This window comes from Albimonas donghaensis (assembly GCF_900106695.1).
Lineage (GTDB): Bacteria > Pseudomonadota > Alphaproteobacteria > Rhodobacterales > Rhodobacteraceae > Albimonas > Albimonas donghaensis.
In genome coordinates, this window is the sequence record NZ_FNMZ01000001.1 from 1 (window position 1) to 14,736 (window position 14,736).

A 14,736-nucleotide genomic window follows, 5' to 3' on the forward strand; every position below is an offset into this window, starting at 1 on the left:
CCTGGAAGCTACGCCGCCTCGGGCCAGCTCCCCGTGCTCCCAGAGGGGGCAGTTTTGGAGGCCGATAAGGGGTCAAACTTCGGCGCCGATTGACAATGGTCTGTTCCTCGCTGGACCTGCTTCGCTTCATGTCCGGTCCTTTCTCCTGGGCCGGATTCTTACTCCGTTTGGAGGAGAACGCGGGGGTCACGTCAGGGTGTGCAGGCATGGGGGCGGCGTCATGCAGCCCCAAGGGCGACAGGCGCGGCGCCCCCCGTCACGACGAGACGGTCTGGAGATGGACGCATGTCGCCCGAGCGCTCCACGACAAGGGCGGGGTCACCGCGGAAATCCGGGAACGCTTCGCGTCTATTCGGGCGCCGACTTCAGTTCGCGCTGCCATGGCTTGCCGTTGCACTCGGTCGCGCGATGGGAGACGTGATAGGACAGGATCCGCTCGATCATTTCCAGCATGCTCGCCTGCTCCGCCTCGTCGAGCGGCGACAGCATATGCTGGATGGCCTCCGCGATCAGCGGCTGGGCATCGGTGATCGCCTCCTCGCCGGACGGCGTGATGTAGGCGACGCGCGCGCGCCTGTCCCGCGCGCCCACCTCCCGCCGGATCATGCCGTGTTTCTCAAGCCGCTTGATCACATCGCCCGTGGTCGAGGTGTCGAGCTCCGCGCGCACGGCGATGGTGGTCTGCTCCAGCCCCGGCTCCAGACCGATGATCACGAGGATGGTGTACTGGATCGGCGTGAGGTTCACGCTTTGCAGACAGTCGTGGAAGACCGCGACGGAGACCTGATGCAATCGCCTGATCTGATGCCCGGGCGTGCGGATTCGGGCGTATGATGCGTTGTCCATTCGGGGCCGTTTTCCTCATGCCGGGCGACGCGATGCGGTCCAGGCTCCGGCGCCCGAGGCGGGGCCCGGAGCCTGGACCGCGTGCTCAGTTCAGCCAGGAGACCGGGACGAGCACCAGTTCCGGGAACATCACCAGAACGGCGCCGATCACCAGATCGACCAGCAGGAACCACAGGATGCCCTGAAAGATCCCGCCGAGGGACACCTTGTCTCCGACCACGCCCTTGATGACGAACACGTTCATGCCCATCGGCGGAGAGATCATGCCGACCTCCAGCAGCTTCGTGAGAAAGACGCCGAACCAGATCAGGTTGAAGCCGGCCTCGTCGATGATCGGAAGCACGATAGGCAGCGTCAGCAGCATCGTGCCGATCGGCTCCAGGAACATGCCCAGCACCAGATAGATCACCGCGATGCCCAGGATCAGCATCACCGGGTCGGTTCCGAAGCCGATCACCAGGTCCGTGATGAACACGCCCGAGCCGCTCAGCGCCAGGAAGCGGATCAGCAGCGCCGCGCCGCAGCCGATGATGAACAGGCTCGACGTGGTCGTCAGCGTCTCGATCGCCGCTTCCTTCAGATCCCGCAGGCTCAGCGAGCGCGAGACGAAGGCGATGATCAGGGCGATGACCGAACCGACGGCGCCCGCCTCGGTCGGGGTGAAGAAGCCGGCGAGCAGGCCGCCGAACACGCCGGAGATCAGCACCAGAACCGGCAGCGTCTCGCGCAGGGCGTCGAAGCGCATGGCCCAGGTGATCTTCTCCTCCACCCGCGGGGCCAGTTCGGGGTTCAGCTTCACCCGGACGATGATCAGCGCGATGTAGCCCGCCGCGGTGATCAGTCCGACCGAGATGCCGCCCATGAACAGCGAGGCGATGGGGACCTGGGCGATGATGCCGTAAAGGATCATGAGGATCGAGGGCGGGATCAGCGCGCCCAGCGTGCCCGCGACGGCCAGGGTGCCGGCGGCCAGCCGGGGGTCGTAGCGATACTTGACCATCTCCGGGAACGCGATGCGCCCCATCGCGGCCGAACAGGCGATGGAGGACCCGGCCACCGCCGCGAACCCCGCCGCGCCGAAGACCGAAGCCACGGCGAGCCCGCCGGGAAGGGCGGACAGCCAGAGCCGCGCGAACCTGAACAGTCCGCGGGTCAGCCCGGCCCGGTAGCTCACGTAGCCCATCATGAGGAACATGGGGATGGAGCTGAGCGTCCATGTGGCGGCGAAGGTCTGGGGCACCAGGCTGAGCGTGCCCCAGGCGGCCCGCTCTCCGCCGACCCACCAGATGCCCATGAAGGATACGCCGATAAGCGCGAAGCCGATGGGCACCCGGTTCGCGACGAGCAGGACGAGCAAGCCGATGCAGATCAGGCCGATCTCGAGATTGCTCATGCCGCGCCGACTTCGGAATGGGATGCCGCGGGAGGAAGGTTGCCGGTCGCGAACTGGATCAGGCGCATGGCCACCAGCAGGCACAGGGCGCCGCAGCCGGCGGGAAGCAACCAATAGGCGGGCCAGACGTAAAGGCGCAGACCCGACTCCATGTCGAAGGCGCCGAGCTTGTATTTCTTCATCGCGGTCAGCCAGGCGCTGTAGGTGAGCAGGGCGAAGACCACCAGGGTCACCGCATGGCCGCAGGCCGCCTGAACGCGCAGCGCCCGCGGCGCAAGCCGGCCGGAGAGCGCGTCCATGGTGATATGCTGGCCGAGCCGTTCGGTATAGGCCAGCGGCAGGAACGCGCAGGCCACCATGTAGTATTCGGAGACGATCAGGGTGGTGCCGGGCAGCGAGCCGCCCAGCACCGCGCGGCTGATCACGTCAGCCGTCACATGGGTCATCATCAGAAGGACGGCGATGCCGCCGCCCCACATGAGGATCTCGACGAGCCGGTCGATCGTCGCCCAGAGCCGCCCGATCCCCGGGCGGCGGCCTTGCGTGGTCATGGATGAAGCCTCTGGCTGCGCCGGATCAGTTCAGGCCGTAGGTTTCGAGATCCAGCTTGGAGTGGATCTCGGTCCAGAACAGCTCGGCCAGCGCCTCGGTGTCGGTGGGATCCAGCTCGTTGGTCAGCTTCTTCCACTTTTCGAGCAGCGCCAGGAAGGTGTCGACCTTGCCGTCCACGTCGTCGAGCCGGAAGTCGTCGCGGTAGATCGACTTGATGGTCTCGACATCGTCGCGGATGAACGCCTCGGTCGCGTCCCGCAGGGCCGCGTCGGCCTCGACGATCTCGATGCCCTTCTCACGGGCGGTTTCGAGGTCGAGAACCTCCTGCTTCACATAGGCGGTGACCATGAAGGCGGTGGCCTCGGACATGCCGCGGGCCACGGCCTCGCGCTCCTCCATGTCGAGCGACAGCCAGAAGTCGAGGTTCAGCTGGCCGATCCCGGAGCCGCCGAAAGTGCCGCCGGGCATGCCGGGGGTGATGCCGCCGACCACGTCGAAGAGGCTGAGGTTGCTCATCTCGCCGATGGCGTTGATCGTGCAGTCGACCAGGCCCTGGTTGAGCCCGTCGAACACCTCGTTGGCGGAAATGGTGATGGGCGAAGCGCCCATGGCCTCGGCCCAGCGGCGGAAGATGCTGACCGGACCGCGGACGGCGCGGCCCTCGATGTCCTCGACCGAGGACGCGGGCTCGCGGCACAGCAGCGAGAACTGCGAGCCGGGCGCGAAGGCCAGGCCGATCTGGTTCTGCGCCAGGTTCTGCCGCACGCATTCGGGGCAGTGCATGGTGACGTATTCCATGAGCGCGCCGCCGACCGTGGCGCCGATGCTGGCGGGACGCGCGCCGAGGTTGGCGACCATGGTCAGGTCGGCGACGAAGTTCTGTTCGGAGAACTCGTTCGGGAAATAGGCGGTCAGCAGCATGGTGGAATCGGCGACGCCGGAGGTCAGGCCCGGCGAGGCCTGCTTGAGGTCGAGAACCGTGAGGGCGAAGACCTCGGTGTCGAGGTCGGTGTTGTCCTCGACGTGCTGCGCCAACACCTTGAAGGTGTCGTCGACGATGGACTGGGCCGGAAAGCCGTGCGCGATGCGCATGGTTTCCGCCTGGGCGGCGCCGCTCGCGGCGGCGGCGGCGAAGGCAAGGGCGAGAGCGCCCGTCTTGCTGTTGCGGCTCATGGTTCGTTTCCTCCTGGGCGCTTCGTCCGCAAGGGATGGAAGCGCGTTTTCTCCCCGTCGTGGGCTGCGGGGTTGCCTTTGCGTAGCACCGGGCGCTCGGATTTAACAAGTATGCTCATTAATCCGGGGCGTGGATTTTCGGCTGAATGTTGCGATGCGGATGTCGTCATGGCGCGGAATTGGAGGTGTTTCGCCCCATTCGCGCAGCAAAATTGCGCTGTGGCGGGGCGGTGCGGTCGCCTGCGCATTCGGCGCCGAGGCGAGCCCCCGGAAATCCCGGCGAGCGCGCGATCAGCGCCGCGGAACCCGCGGCGTTCCGGACGTCCGGTCGATCCGGCCTGTCTCCGGTTGCGCGAAGGCGGACATCAGATCGCGACCATGAACCCGGCGAGCGGATCGGCCGAGCGGCATGTTCCGCCGGGACGGCCTTCACCTCCGCGCCGTCTGGGCGTATGCGAGGGACGCGCGCCGCCCGTGGCGCACGGCCCCCTTCCGGCTCGCGGCGCCCCTTCGCGAGCGATTTCCGGACCCTGGACGGAACCGCATTTGCCCCTCGCCTCCCCCATCGACCGCGCCGCCGGCATCCTGCTGATCCTCGATCTTGCGCTGGTGGCCCTGGGGCGATGGGGGGGCGGGACCTGGATGGAGCCGGTGGAGTATGCCTGCGCCGCCGCCGTGGCGGGGCTGCTGGCGGCCCGGGCCTCGCGTCAGCCGAGGGTGTTCGTGGGGATCGGCGTGGTCCTGTCGCTGATCGCTCTGGCGACCCTGCCGGGCGGCGCGGCGCTGATCGGCGACGGGCTCGCGCAGGCGGCCTTCATCGCGGCCTTCTTCGCGGCGCTGGCCACGCTGCGCCACGCGGCCGAGACCTCGCCCTCGATCCGCGACTGCGGGCTGTTCCTGGCCTCTCGCCCGCCCGGCCAGCGATATGCGGCGCTGACGCTCGGGGGCGCGGCCTTCGGGACGGTGCTGAACTACGGCTCGATCGCGCTGCTGGGGTCGCTGGCGACAGCCTCGGCCGAGGCGGAGCCGAACCCCGAAATACGCGAGATCCGCACCCGCCGGATGCTGCTGGCCACGGCCCGCGGACTGGTGGCGATGCTGCCCTGGTCGCCGCTGAGCTTCGCCATCGCCATCACCACCGCCCTGATTCCCGGCGCGAGCTGGGCGGGCGTGCTTCCCTACGCGCTGGTCTCGGGCCTGCTGCTCGCGTCCATCGGCTGGGCGATGGATTCGATCTTCAAACCCCGCCTCTCCGCCGCCGCCTCCGCCCCCGGCGCCGGACGGGCCGAACCGGAGCCCGGCGGCTGGGCGCGCACCCTGCCGCTGGTGACGCTGCTGGCGGTGATCGGCGGCGGCGCGGCGACGCTGCACCTGGCGACGGGGGTCTCCATCGTGGGCGTGGTGATGGTCTGGGCGCCGCTGGTCTCGGCCGCCTGGGTCTGGCTGCAGGGCCCCGGCGCGCGATGGCGCCGGCTGTCGTCGCGGGCGGCGGGCTACACCGTGCGCGACCTTCCCCGATACCGCGCCGAGATCGTGCTGCTGATGATGGCGGGCTTCATCGGCGCGGTGGGCTCGGGGCTGCTCGCCCCCGTGGTGCGCGGCGCCGGCCTGCACCTGGAGCTCGTGCCCGCCTGGGCGCTGCTGCTGTCGGCGCTGTGGTTGATGCCGCTGGCGGGGCAGATCGGGATGAACCCGATCCTGGCGGCCTCCCTGCTGGCGCCGCTGCTGCCTTCGCCGGAGGCGATGGGCGTCAGCCCCGAAGCGGTGGTCTGCGCCTTCACCGCCGGCTGGGCGGTGGCGGGGGCGTCCTCGCCCTACACCGCGTCCACGCTGATGCTGGCCGCGTTCAGCGGCACGACGGCCCGCCGGGTGGGGCTGGTCTGGAACGGCGCCTACGCGCTTGTCTGCGGCGCGGCGCTATCCGCCTGGGTGCTGTGCATCGCCTACCTGCTGTAGGGGCCCGTTCCTCGCGTCATGGCCCGGCGGGCCGGGCAGGGGCGCTCGCGCCATCGCGGGGAGCCGCGTCGAGGGACCTGAGGCCGTCGCCCGCAGCCTTCCCGCGCCATCGCCCCGCGATCCCAATGGGTTGACCCGATGGAAAACCTTGAGGGACTATGGGGCGAGCGTCATGACCCCTTCGCTTGCGCGCGCCGCAGATCTTCGCCTTCAGGAGAAATATTTCCGCATGTTCCGAACCTTGTCGCTCGTCGCCGTCCTGTTTCTCACGGCCTGCGCCGAAACTCCGCGCCAGTCCGCCGTCGCGTTCCAGCCGCCGCCCGAAGCGCTGAATGAGGGCGCCGTGCTGCTGGCCGACATGCGCCCGGAATTCGATTGGGCGGGCCAGAAGGACGCGCTGCGCGACGGGGTCGCCGCCTATTTCGACCGCTATGCGCCGGGGTGGCGGGTGGTCGACGCGGCCTCCGGGCAGAGCGGGGACCTGACGCTCACCTGCTCGACCTACCACGACGGCTGGAGCAATTGCGCCGAGGTCGAGCTGACCTGCAGCCTGGGGATGAAGGGCGAGGAGCGCCGCCGCTTCAAGTTCGAGCGCGAGTCGGAAACATGCGGCAAGGGCGGCGACGACGCCTCCACCCGGGCCGAGGCCTACAACCGGGGCCTGGCCATCGCCGAGCGCGCCGCCGCCGAGATCGCCGGGGACCCGGAGATGTCGCGGATCGTCGGCGCGGATCGTCGGCAGGACCTGCTGGACACCGCCCTCGCCTCGCAGGATGAGGCGGAGCTGCTGGCCTTCGCCGACACCTATCCGGGCACGCCGGAAGCCGAACGCGCCCGCCGGATCGCCGGGCAATGGCGCGCCCGGGCGCTGGAGGACGCGACGGTTGTCGAGTCGGGGGACGCCGGGGCGGGGGACGCCGGGGCGGAGGGCGCCGGCGCGGAGGTCGCGGGTGCGGGGGGCGAGCCGGAGCAGGCCGCGCCCGCGCCGGCCCCGGAGACGCCCGCGACGCCCGCCGCCGAGGCGGCCCCGACCACGGTCGCCGCGGCGGAGGAGCCCCCGGTCGCGGCAGCGCCGACGCCCGCGGACACCGACCTTTCCTGCTATGACACCCGTCAGAACATGTGCGCGGATTACAGCTTCCCCACCGTCGCCAAGCGCTACGAGTTCGAGCGCAAATGCGTGCAGGGCGGCACGCAGGTGCTCGACACGTTCTGTCCCCGCGATGCGGACACCGCGGGATGCGAGCACCGCAGCGGCGGCACGCGCGTCGTCACCTGGGTCTATGGCATGAACTCCGGCCAGGTCGCCCAGTCCTGCCGAGCGAATGGCGGACGCGTGGCGGACCCGCTCGGATAGGCGCGAAGGCGGCCTTCCGCCCCGGCGGATCGGAGCATCGAGCGGTCCGATGCCGCCGGAGATTTCCGGCATACGCGGGGCTGGCGAGGGGTTGAGAGGCCCCTCGCCGGTCCCCTGCGATGCCGCAGCGGGGCGAAGGACGGGGGCGCCGATCCCGCCCATGCCAAGGCGCGCCTTCTGGTCGCCGCGCTTCGCGTTTCGATCAGGCGCCCGGCGCGATTTCATGCGGGACCCACGGGATTGCGGGTCGGGCTCTCAGGGCGTCTGCCGGGCGTTTCGGATCCCGTTGGCGCGGTGATCTGGGCCGCTGTTCCAATGTGGCCAGCATCTGTCCGCGCCCCTCTCGAATTTCGCGCCATCTCCCTCGCGCCGCCATGATTTCGGATGTGAAGGAAGGCGTCGCCGTCCCTGCATCAGAGGCACGCGGTTCACGAAAAACAACTTGAGCGTCCGCTCAAGTTTGAGTATGCAGGTCTGGCGAAGCCGGCCGGACGCCCTCTCCAGCGGTTGAGTTCGCGAGTCCTGAGAATGGCTCGGTCGCCTGTCTTGTGAAGTTCATGAAAAAACGACTCTCGTGGCGCGTAACGTAATCGAATTCAGGCGGACGTCCGGAAGTAGCAGTCGTGACGTCAGCGACATAGGCGCCGGTCCCCGGGTTTGAATTCGAAAATACGCGCCGTCTGGCCGCGGGAGCATGAAGGGGCGTCGGTCCCCCGGCTGACCGCGCTGGCGGAATATCCGCGCGCAAAAGCGCGTCGTCCCGGTCGGGCGCCGCATCCACGTGAAAGGAAGACACGGCATGGCCGAATACACGCCTCCCAAAGTCTGGACATGGGATGCCGAGAGCGGCGGCGACTGGGCCAGCATCAATCGCCCCATCGCCGGCGCGACCTACGACGCGGAGCTGCCCGTCGGGAAGCACCCGCTTCAACTCTACTCCATGGGCACGCCGAACGGCCAGAAGGTCACGATCATGCTGGAGGAGCTCCTGGCCCTCGGCGAAAGCGGGGCGGAGTATGACGCGCACCTGATCAGGATCGGCGAGGGCGAGCAGTTCTCGTCCGGCTTCGTGGCGTTGAACCCGAACTCCAAGATCCCGGCGCTGATGGATCGCGACACCGGCGCCCGCGTGTTCGAGAGCGGCGCGATCCTGCTGTATCTGGCGGAGAAGTTCGGCGCCTTCCTGCCGACCGACCTCCTGCAGCGCACCGAGGTGATGAACTGGGTGTTCTGGCTTCAGGGCTCCGCGCCCTATCTCGGCGGCGGGTTCGGGCACTTCTACGCCTACGCGCCGGAGAAGTTCGAATACCCCATCAACCGCTTCACGATGGAGACGAAGCGCCAGATGGACGTTCTGGACCGCGAACTGGCCGGGCGCCGGTTCCTGGGCGGCGACGCCTACACCATCGCCGACATGCTGACCTTCCCCTGGTACGGCAACCTGGCCCTGGGAGGCGCCTATGATGCGGGCGAGTTCCTGGACGTGGAAAGCTACGGGAACCTGCGCCGCTGGGCCGAAGAGATCCTCGCCCGTCCCGCGGTTCAGCGCGGCCGCATCGTGAACCGCCTCCGCGGACCGCTGAACGAGCAGCTGCACGAGCGCCACGACGCGTCGGACTTCGACACCAGGACCCAGGACAAGATCGCCGCCGCGAGCGAATGAGCCCGGCGTTCCCCGAACCCAAAGGATGCGACATGCTGAAATTTTACTACCACCCCACGCCGAACCCGATGAAGATCGCCCTCTACCTGGCCGAAACCGGCCTGCCCTATGAGCTGGTCCCCGTCGACACGGCCGAGGGCAAGCAGCACACCCCGGAATTCCGGGCGATCAACCCCAACGGCAAGGTGCCGGCCATCGACGACGACGGCACGACCGTCTTCGACAGCACGGCCATCCTGCTCTACCTCGCCGAAAAGACCGGCAAGCTGGGCGGCGCGCCCGAGGATCGCGGCCAGATGCTGTCCTGGCTGATGTTCATCGCCACCGGCCTGGGGCCGTTTTCGGGGCAGAGCGTGCATTTCCACCACAGCGCGCCGGAGGATCTGCCCTACGCCAAGAACCGCTTCATGCGGGAAACCGAGCGGCACTATCAGGTGCTGAACGACCACCTGAAGGGGCGTGAGTTCATCGTGGGCGACAGCTTCTCCATCGCCGACATCTCCGCCTGGGGCTGGGCCGTCCGCGGGGACCGGGTGCTGGGCGGCGAGGGGCTCGTGCAGTTCCCCGAAGTCGCGCGCTGGTTCAACGCGATCAACGCCCGTCCCGCGGTCGAGAAGGCCCGGAACATCGCCGAAGGGGAGACCTTCAAGACGCCAGGCGACGAAGCCTCGCTGCGCGCGCTGTTCCCGAGCAACTACGTCGACGCATGACGCCGGCCCGCCCCAGGCCGCAAGCGCCTGGGGCGGGTCATCGAAACCCTTGGGGCGGAGCGTGGGTTCGACCGCCTGGGCGCGCGTCTCTTCGTGCGACCGCAGCCGCTACGCGTCGCCCGGCGCCATGCCGCGGCAGCGCGACCGCCAGGTGTGGAACGTGGCGTCGCTGACCCCGCGCCTGCGGCCCGGCCCTTCCAGGCTCCGCCGCATGGTCCTTCAGGATCGCGATGATCCGCTCGCCGGCCCGTATCCCGCGCATCCGCGTCTTTCCTCTCGGGGGAACCGCCTGGCGGACGCCCGCCATCCCCGCGCGGATCAGGCGGCGATGCCCGGCGCGGGCGTGTTGGGCAGCTGCTGCTCCCAGAAAAAGGCGATGGCGCTGCCGCCGAGATGATCTCGCAGGGCGTCGTTCAGGCTGTTCGCCCTTCCACCTGAGCCCCTGACGTCGGAGGGCCAGCTCCTGGCGGCGGTTGGGGTCGTCGGTTCGGAAGGGGCGCGGTCACGGCGCCTGCCCGAAGTTCCGGGGCGTCCCAATCGACTTTCAGGCTCCCTGCCGTCAGGCTGAATTGCCGGCGAGGCGAATAGGGTTGGATTTCGGACCCGCACGCTCGGCTCGCCGTTCTGCCCCGCGATCTGCGCGACAACCTCGGCGGACGCGCGCCGGGAGCGGCGCCGACCGAAACATCGAAAGGGAAGTCCGTCGATGCCTGACATTCAAGAGACATGGCTCGGGTCCGCCCTTGCCGCGCTGACGCTGGCGACCCCCGCTCTCGCCCACCCGGAAGCGGCGGCCTTCGCGCCGACCGCCTTCATCGAAGCGCCGGAGATCGTGGCGTGCACGCTGGAAAACGGCGCTGAGACCCAATGCCACCGGATCACGGTCGGCTACCTGCCCGAGGGGTTGGAGATCGGACCGTTCTGCCCCGCTGATCTGGAGGATGCCGGCGGCATCTGGGACTGGACCGGCGAGAATGCCGGGCTCTATCGCATCGACGGCGACTTCCTGCGGATGCTCGACGCGCTGGGCTATCGTTTCCATGACGATGATGGAAACGTCTATTCCGTCGATAACGCGACCGAACGGCCCGCGGTCGATCACGCCTGCATCAACGTCTCGGCCGATGAAAGCGTCGAGATCACGATGCTGCTGCCGGTGGCGCCGGTGATGGCCGATGCGCCCACGCCGCTGGGCACGGTCGCCAAGGTCGGCGTGGCTCTGGACGGTGTGCCGATCTTCGCGGACGCCCCGGAAATCCAGGTGACGGGCCACATGCCCGCGCTCGACACCTGCGGCGGCCATATCGATCCGGGCGGCTGGTATCACTGGCATGGCGCCTCGACCGATATCGAGACGGTGTTCGCGAACGAGAACGTCGCCGCCGATTGCGCTCTGGAACAGGATGCGAGCGCGCAGTTCGGCTATGCTTTCGACGGCTTCGCGATCTACGGAAGCGTTGAGGCGGACGGCAGCGGACCCACCGATCTCGACGCGTGCAACGGTCATGTCGGCCTGACCGCGAACGGCGACGTGATTTACCACTATCACGCCGCCGATGCCTTCCCGAACCTGCCCGCTTGTCTGGTCGGGGTTCCGGCGCAGGACAACTTCAGCACCACCGCCACTGCGGGTATCGGCGCCGCCCGCACGGGCGAGGATGGGCGCAATGAACCGCCGCGCCCGGCCGATGGCGGCGTCGGGGGCATGCCTCCGGGCTTCGATCAGGCGGCGAAGGCTGTCGGCGTAAGCGCGGAGGCGCTTCTTGCGGCGATGGAGGCCGCAGGTGGGCCCAATGCCGATCTGGCGGACGTCGCGGCGAGCTTGGGCATCGAGGAAGACGCCCTGCGCGCCGCCCTTCCCACACCCCCTGGGCGATGACCAGGGAGAGGGAGACGTTGACCCCGCGATGCGAACGCCTCCGGTCCGCCTGTCTCGGCTTCCCCGGCGACGCCGGCATGCTTGCGGAACGCGAGGCCGCCGCGCGACCCGGTGCGGTCCCTAGGCGCCGGCCTCGGCGCTGCGGTGTCGATACTCGGTCGGTGTGCAGCCGGTGAAGCGGCGGAAGGCGCGGCTGAAATGCTGGGGGCTCTCGTAGCCGGCCATCATGGCGACGTCGATGATCTTCAGGGCGGGATCCTCCAGGCCCGTGCGGGCGAGCGCGAACCGGGCTTCCTGGACGATCCGCGAATACGAGCTTCCGCAAAGCTTCAGCCGTCGCTGAAGGGTCCGCGTGCTGATCCCCGCCATCTCGGCCGCCGATGCGACGTCCAGGGACCCCTCGCGCAGATAGGGCTGGACCATCATGCGCAGAAGGCTCGCGAATTCCCAGGCGGCGGGCGGGGCGTCCCTTGCGTCCGCCGACGACGACGCGCCGGCCGCGGCCGCGTGTTTCGTCGGCCGCGCGAGATCGGCGCGCGCGACGACGATCGACGTCTGCGGCTGGCGCAGCAGGATGCGCGTGTCGGGAAACGCCGCCTTCACCGCCTCGGGCACGCGATGCGATGCCACGAAACACATCTCGCTCGGGCGCCACCACGGCCCCGCGACGCTGCGCACGACGGTGATGACCGCCTGAAGGTTCAGCCACTCGGCGAAGCAGATGGAGGGATGCCGGGTGAGGCCGGTCATGTCGCACAGGATGCGGACATTCTCGCCCTCGCGCCGGATGCCGAAGTCCAGCGTGCTGTCCTCGAACCGCGAGATGCCGGCCAGGGCCGTGAGGCGCAGCAGGCCGGTCTGGGCCATGACGATCGACGCCTGATGAATGGGGCGAAGCGTGGACAGGGATGCGTTGCGGGCCGCCAGCAGCCCGAGTTCCATGGGATCGAGGTCGCGGCCGGCCCTCGCGGTCCATTCCATCGCGACGGCGGTGTTGACGTATAGATCCGGGGTCTCCTCGATCCGCCCCGGAAGCCGCGACCGCTCAAGCTCGCGGTCCACCGGCGCGCCGAGCGCGCGCAGCACCGACACGTAGTCGTGCAGGTGCGCCGCCCTGACGATCGAAAGCCTGCCTGCCACCACGCGCCCCCCACCCCCGGTCCGCCGCCCGCCGTCCGCGGAATGGCGCGTCCGGGTCAGTCTCCATACAGCGATTCGATCAGGGTGTTCCCGCGAAATCCTCGAGTCCCGGTTGGCACGCATGACGCAACGAACGAAGGATCCCGAGCGGGAGCTGGCGAGGATCAGGCGGGTGATCGCCGGCCTCGCGCTGGCGGGGACGATTTCGCTCGAAGCGGTGGCGAAGCGTCTGGGAACCAGCCCCCGCACCCTTCAGCGCAGGTTGAACCGGCAGGGCGTACGCTTCTGGGCGCTGGTGGGGCAAAGCCGGTTCGGGATCGCCGGCGCGCTGCTGGAAGAGACGGATCTGAACATCCAGGAGATCGCGGCCGCGGCGGGCTACAGCACGCCCAGCGCCTTCGCCCGCGCCTTCGCCAGGTGGTCGGGCACGTCGCCGAGCGCCTACCGCCAAGCCCGCGTCGCCCGGTCGTCGGGCATGTCGGAATGGCGCGAAATGGGCGGACCCGAGGCGGGCCGGCCGGTAGCCATGAAGGATCGAAGCGACGTGCCTGAGGAGAGCTGACCGATGAAACGCCTCGCCGCCATGAGCGCCTTCGCGCTTGCCGCCGTCATGGGGCCCGCATGGGCGGAGGTGTCGTCGGCGGAACTCGCGGCGATCTCCATTCCCGACAAGGTCGACACCGCGATCGGGACGCTGGAATTCTTCGACGGCGTGCCGACCGACGCCACGATCGCCACGCTTTACGAAAACCTCGACCGCATGCGCGGAATGGGCGTGTTTCTCGACAATGTCGGGGCCGTGTCCATGGCGAGCGTGCGCAAGGGGCTGGCCGCGGCCGGCGCCGAAGGGGCGAACAGGATCGCCGTCTTCGAGCAGCTGATGGACTCCCGGACCCTCGTGGTCACCGCCAACACCTCGACCCTCTACGCCTACACCTACACCGATCTCGCCAAGGACGGTCCGACGGTGATCGAGGTGCCGCCCGGCATGCTCGGCTTTCTCAATGACGCCTGGCAGCGCTTCGTGGGCGACATGGGCGTGACGGGGCCGGACAAGGGCGAGGGCGGCAAGTATCTGGTCGTGCCCCCGGGCTATGCGGGCGAGATCCCCGAGGGCCACTTCCTGCTGAAGCCCGCCACGAACCGGAATTTCATGTTCCTGCGCGGGTCGATCAGGAACGGTCTCGCGCCGGCGGTGGAGAACATCACCGCCAGGCTGCGGGTCTATCCGCTGAAGGATGCGGCAAGCCCGGCGGCGACCGAGTTCGTCAATATGTCGAGCAAGGCCTTCAACACGATCCTGCCCAGCGATTTCTCGTTCTTCGAGGAACTCGACGAGGTCGTCCAGGGCGAACCGATCGAGGCGATCGGCCCCGAGGTCCGCGGCGCCATCGCCGCCATCGGCATCGTCAAGGGCAAGCCCTTCGCCCCCGACGCGCGGATGCGCAAGCTGCTGGGCGAAGCCGCCACGCTGGGCGCCGCGACCGCCCGCGCCATCACCTATCACCCCCGCATCGAGGGCGTGAGGATCTATCCCGACACCCCGTCCAGCGTCTGGTCCACGGCCTTCGCCGACAAGAACACCAGCTTCGAAGCCGACGGGACCATGGGGCTCGACGCGCGGGCGCTCTATTACTTCAACGCCGGCGGCGTGACCCCGGCGATGGCCGCCACCCATGCGGGCCAGGGCTCGGACTACGCGCTCGCGCTGCTCGACGCCGACCAGAAGGCCTTCGACGGCGCCAGGACCTACAGGCTGCATCTGCCCAAGGACGTGCCGGTCAACGATTTCTGGGCCGTCACGCTCTACGACACCCAGACCCGCTCGCAGCTTCAGACCGGACAGCCGTTCCCGACCGTGGGCAGCCAGTCCAAGGGCATGACCGCGAACGCCGACGGGTCCTACGACATCTATTTCGGGCCCGAGGCGCCGGAGGGCAAGGAAGGCGCCTGGCTGCAGACCGTGCCCGGCAAAAGCTGGTTCACCATCCTGCGGATGTATGGGCCGACGGAGCCCTGGATCAACAAGACCTGGCGTCCCGGAGAGATCGAGCTGGTCCGCTGAAG

General features: G+C 68.9%; 12 protein-coding genes. 7 read left to right on the plus strand and 5 right to left on the minus strand.

Annotated features, from left to right (window positions below):
• Positions 1-348 precede the first annotated feature (348 nt).
• From BLV24_RS00005 to BLV24_RS00020, 4 genes are all read right to left on the minus strand, one after another.
• The gene (locus BLV24_RS00005; RefSeq protein ID WP_092679108.1) at positions 349-846 is read right to left on the minus strand and encodes a MarR family winged helix-turn-helix transcriptional regulator; all 498 of its coding nucleotides are present in this window, start codon (positions 844-846) and stop codon (positions 349-351) included.
• A gap of 85 nt (positions 847-931) precedes the next feature.
• Positions 932-2,239: a TRAP transporter large permease gene (locus tag BLV24_RS00010; RefSeq protein WP_092679109.1), complete on the minus strand. Its 1,308-nt coding sequence runs from the start codon at positions 2,237-2,239 to the stop codon at positions 932-934.
• Entirely contained in the window at positions 2,236-2,790 is a 555-nt protein-coding gene (locus BLV24_RS00015; protein ID WP_092679110.1) for a TRAP transporter small permease, read from the minus strand. Before BLV24_RS00015 ends, BLV24_RS00010 begins: the two co-directional genes overlap by 4 nt.
• A gap of 25 nt (positions 2,791-2,815) precedes the next feature.
• On the minus strand, positions 2,816-3,964 hold the full coding sequence (locus tag BLV24_RS00020) for a type 2 periplasmic-binding domain-containing protein (protein WP_092679111.1): 1,149 nt from the start codon (positions 3,962-3,964) through the stop codon (positions 2,816-2,818).
• A 546-nt stretch (positions 3,965-4,510) separates the two neighbouring features.
• Between BLV24_RS00020 and BLV24_RS00025 the strand changes: the two genes are divergently transcribed.
• The 5 genes from BLV24_RS00025 (at position 4,511) to BLV24_RS00050 (ending at position 11,529) form a co-directional block, all read left to right on the plus strand.
• Positions 4,511-5,920, plus strand: a complete 1,410-nt coding sequence (locus BLV24_RS00025; protein ID WP_092679112.1) for a hypothetical protein — start codon at positions 4,511-4,513, stop codon at positions 5,918-5,920.
• Positions 5,921-6,149: 229 nt separating this feature from the next.
• A complete protein-coding gene (locus BLV24_RS00030; protein ID WP_092679113.1) occupies positions 6,150-7,277 on the plus strand; it encodes a hypothetical protein in 1,128 nt (375 codons plus the stop codon).
• 799 nt (positions 7,278-8,076) lie between these two features.
• A complete protein-coding gene (yghU, locus tag BLV24_RS00035; RefSeq protein ID WP_092679114.1) occupies positions 8,077-8,940 on the plus strand; it encodes a glutathione-dependent disulfide-bond oxidoreductase in 864 nt (287 codons plus the stop codon).
• A 32-nt stretch (positions 8,941-8,972) separates the two neighbouring features.
• Positions 8,973-9,650, plus strand: coding sequence for a glutathione S-transferase family protein (locus BLV24_RS00040; protein ID WP_092679115.1), 678 nt, complete (start codon positions 8,973-8,975; stop codon positions 9,648-9,650).
• Between the two features lie 706 nt (positions 9,651-10,356).
• On the plus strand, positions 10,357-11,529 hold the full coding sequence (locus BLV24_RS00050; protein ID WP_092679117.1) for a YHYH protein: 1,173 nt from the start codon (positions 10,357-10,359) through the stop codon (positions 11,527-11,529).
• Between the two features lie 120 nt (positions 11,530-11,649).
• On the opposite strand, the gene BLV24_RS00055 is transcribed toward BLV24_RS00050, so the two are convergent.
• On the minus strand, positions 11,650-12,669 hold the full coding sequence (locus BLV24_RS00055; protein ID WP_176954569.1) for an AraC family transcriptional regulator: 1,020 nt from the start codon (positions 12,667-12,669) through the stop codon (positions 11,650-11,652).
• 121 nt (positions 12,670-12,790) lie between these two features.
• Between BLV24_RS00055 and BLV24_RS00060 the strand changes: the two genes are divergently transcribed.
• Both BLV24_RS00060 and BLV24_RS00065 read left to right on the plus strand, forming a co-directional pair.
• Entirely contained in the window at positions 12,791-13,231 is a 441-nt protein-coding gene (locus tag BLV24_RS00060; RefSeq protein WP_092679119.1) for a helix-turn-helix domain-containing protein, read from the plus strand.
• A gap of 3 nt (positions 13,232-13,234) precedes the next feature.
• A complete protein-coding gene (locus BLV24_RS00065; protein ID WP_092679120.1) occupies positions 13,235-14,734 on the plus strand; it encodes a DUF1254 domain-containing protein in 1,500 nt (499 codons plus the stop codon).
• The last annotated feature ends 2 nt before the right edge of the window (positions 14,735-14,736 follow it).

Coding starts and splice junctions, on each gene's coding strand:
- BLV24_RS00040 (WP_092679115.1), top strand. CDS start 8,973: ATGCTGAAATTTTACTACCACCCCACGCCGAACCCGATGAAGATCGCC.
- BLV24_RS00020 (WP_092679111.1), bottom strand. CDS start 3,964: ATGAGCCGCAACAGCAAGACGGGCGCTCTCGCCCTTGCCTTCGCCGCC.
- BLV24_RS00005 (WP_092679108.1), bottom strand. CDS start 846: ATGGACAACGCATCATACGCCCGAATCCGCACGCCCGGGCATCAGATC.
- BLV24_RS00030 (WP_092679113.1), top strand. CDS start 6,150: ATGTTCCGAACCTTGTCGCTCGTCGCCGTCCTGTTTCTCACGGCCTGC.
- yghU (WP_092679114.1), top strand. CDS start 8,077: ATGGCCGAATACACGCCTCCCAAAGTCTGGACATGGGATGCCGAGAGC.
- BLV24_RS00050 (WP_092679117.1), top strand. CDS start 10,357: ATGCCTGACATTCAAGAGACATGGCTCGGGTCCGCCCTTGCCGCGCTG.
- BLV24_RS00065 (WP_092679120.1), top strand. CDS start 13,235: ATGAAACGCCTCGCCGCCATGAGCGCCTTCGCGCTTGCCGCCGTCATG.
- BLV24_RS00015 (WP_092679110.1), bottom strand. CDS start 2,790: ATGACCACGCAAGGCCGCCGCCCGGGGATCGGGCGGCTCTGGGCGACG.
- BLV24_RS00060 (WP_092679119.1), top strand. CDS start 12,791: ATGACGCAACGAACGAAGGATCCCGAGCGGGAGCTGGCGAGGATCAGG.
- BLV24_RS00010 (WP_092679109.1), bottom strand. CDS start 2,239: ATGAGCAATCTCGAGATCGGCCTGATCTGCATCGGCTTGCTCGTCCTG.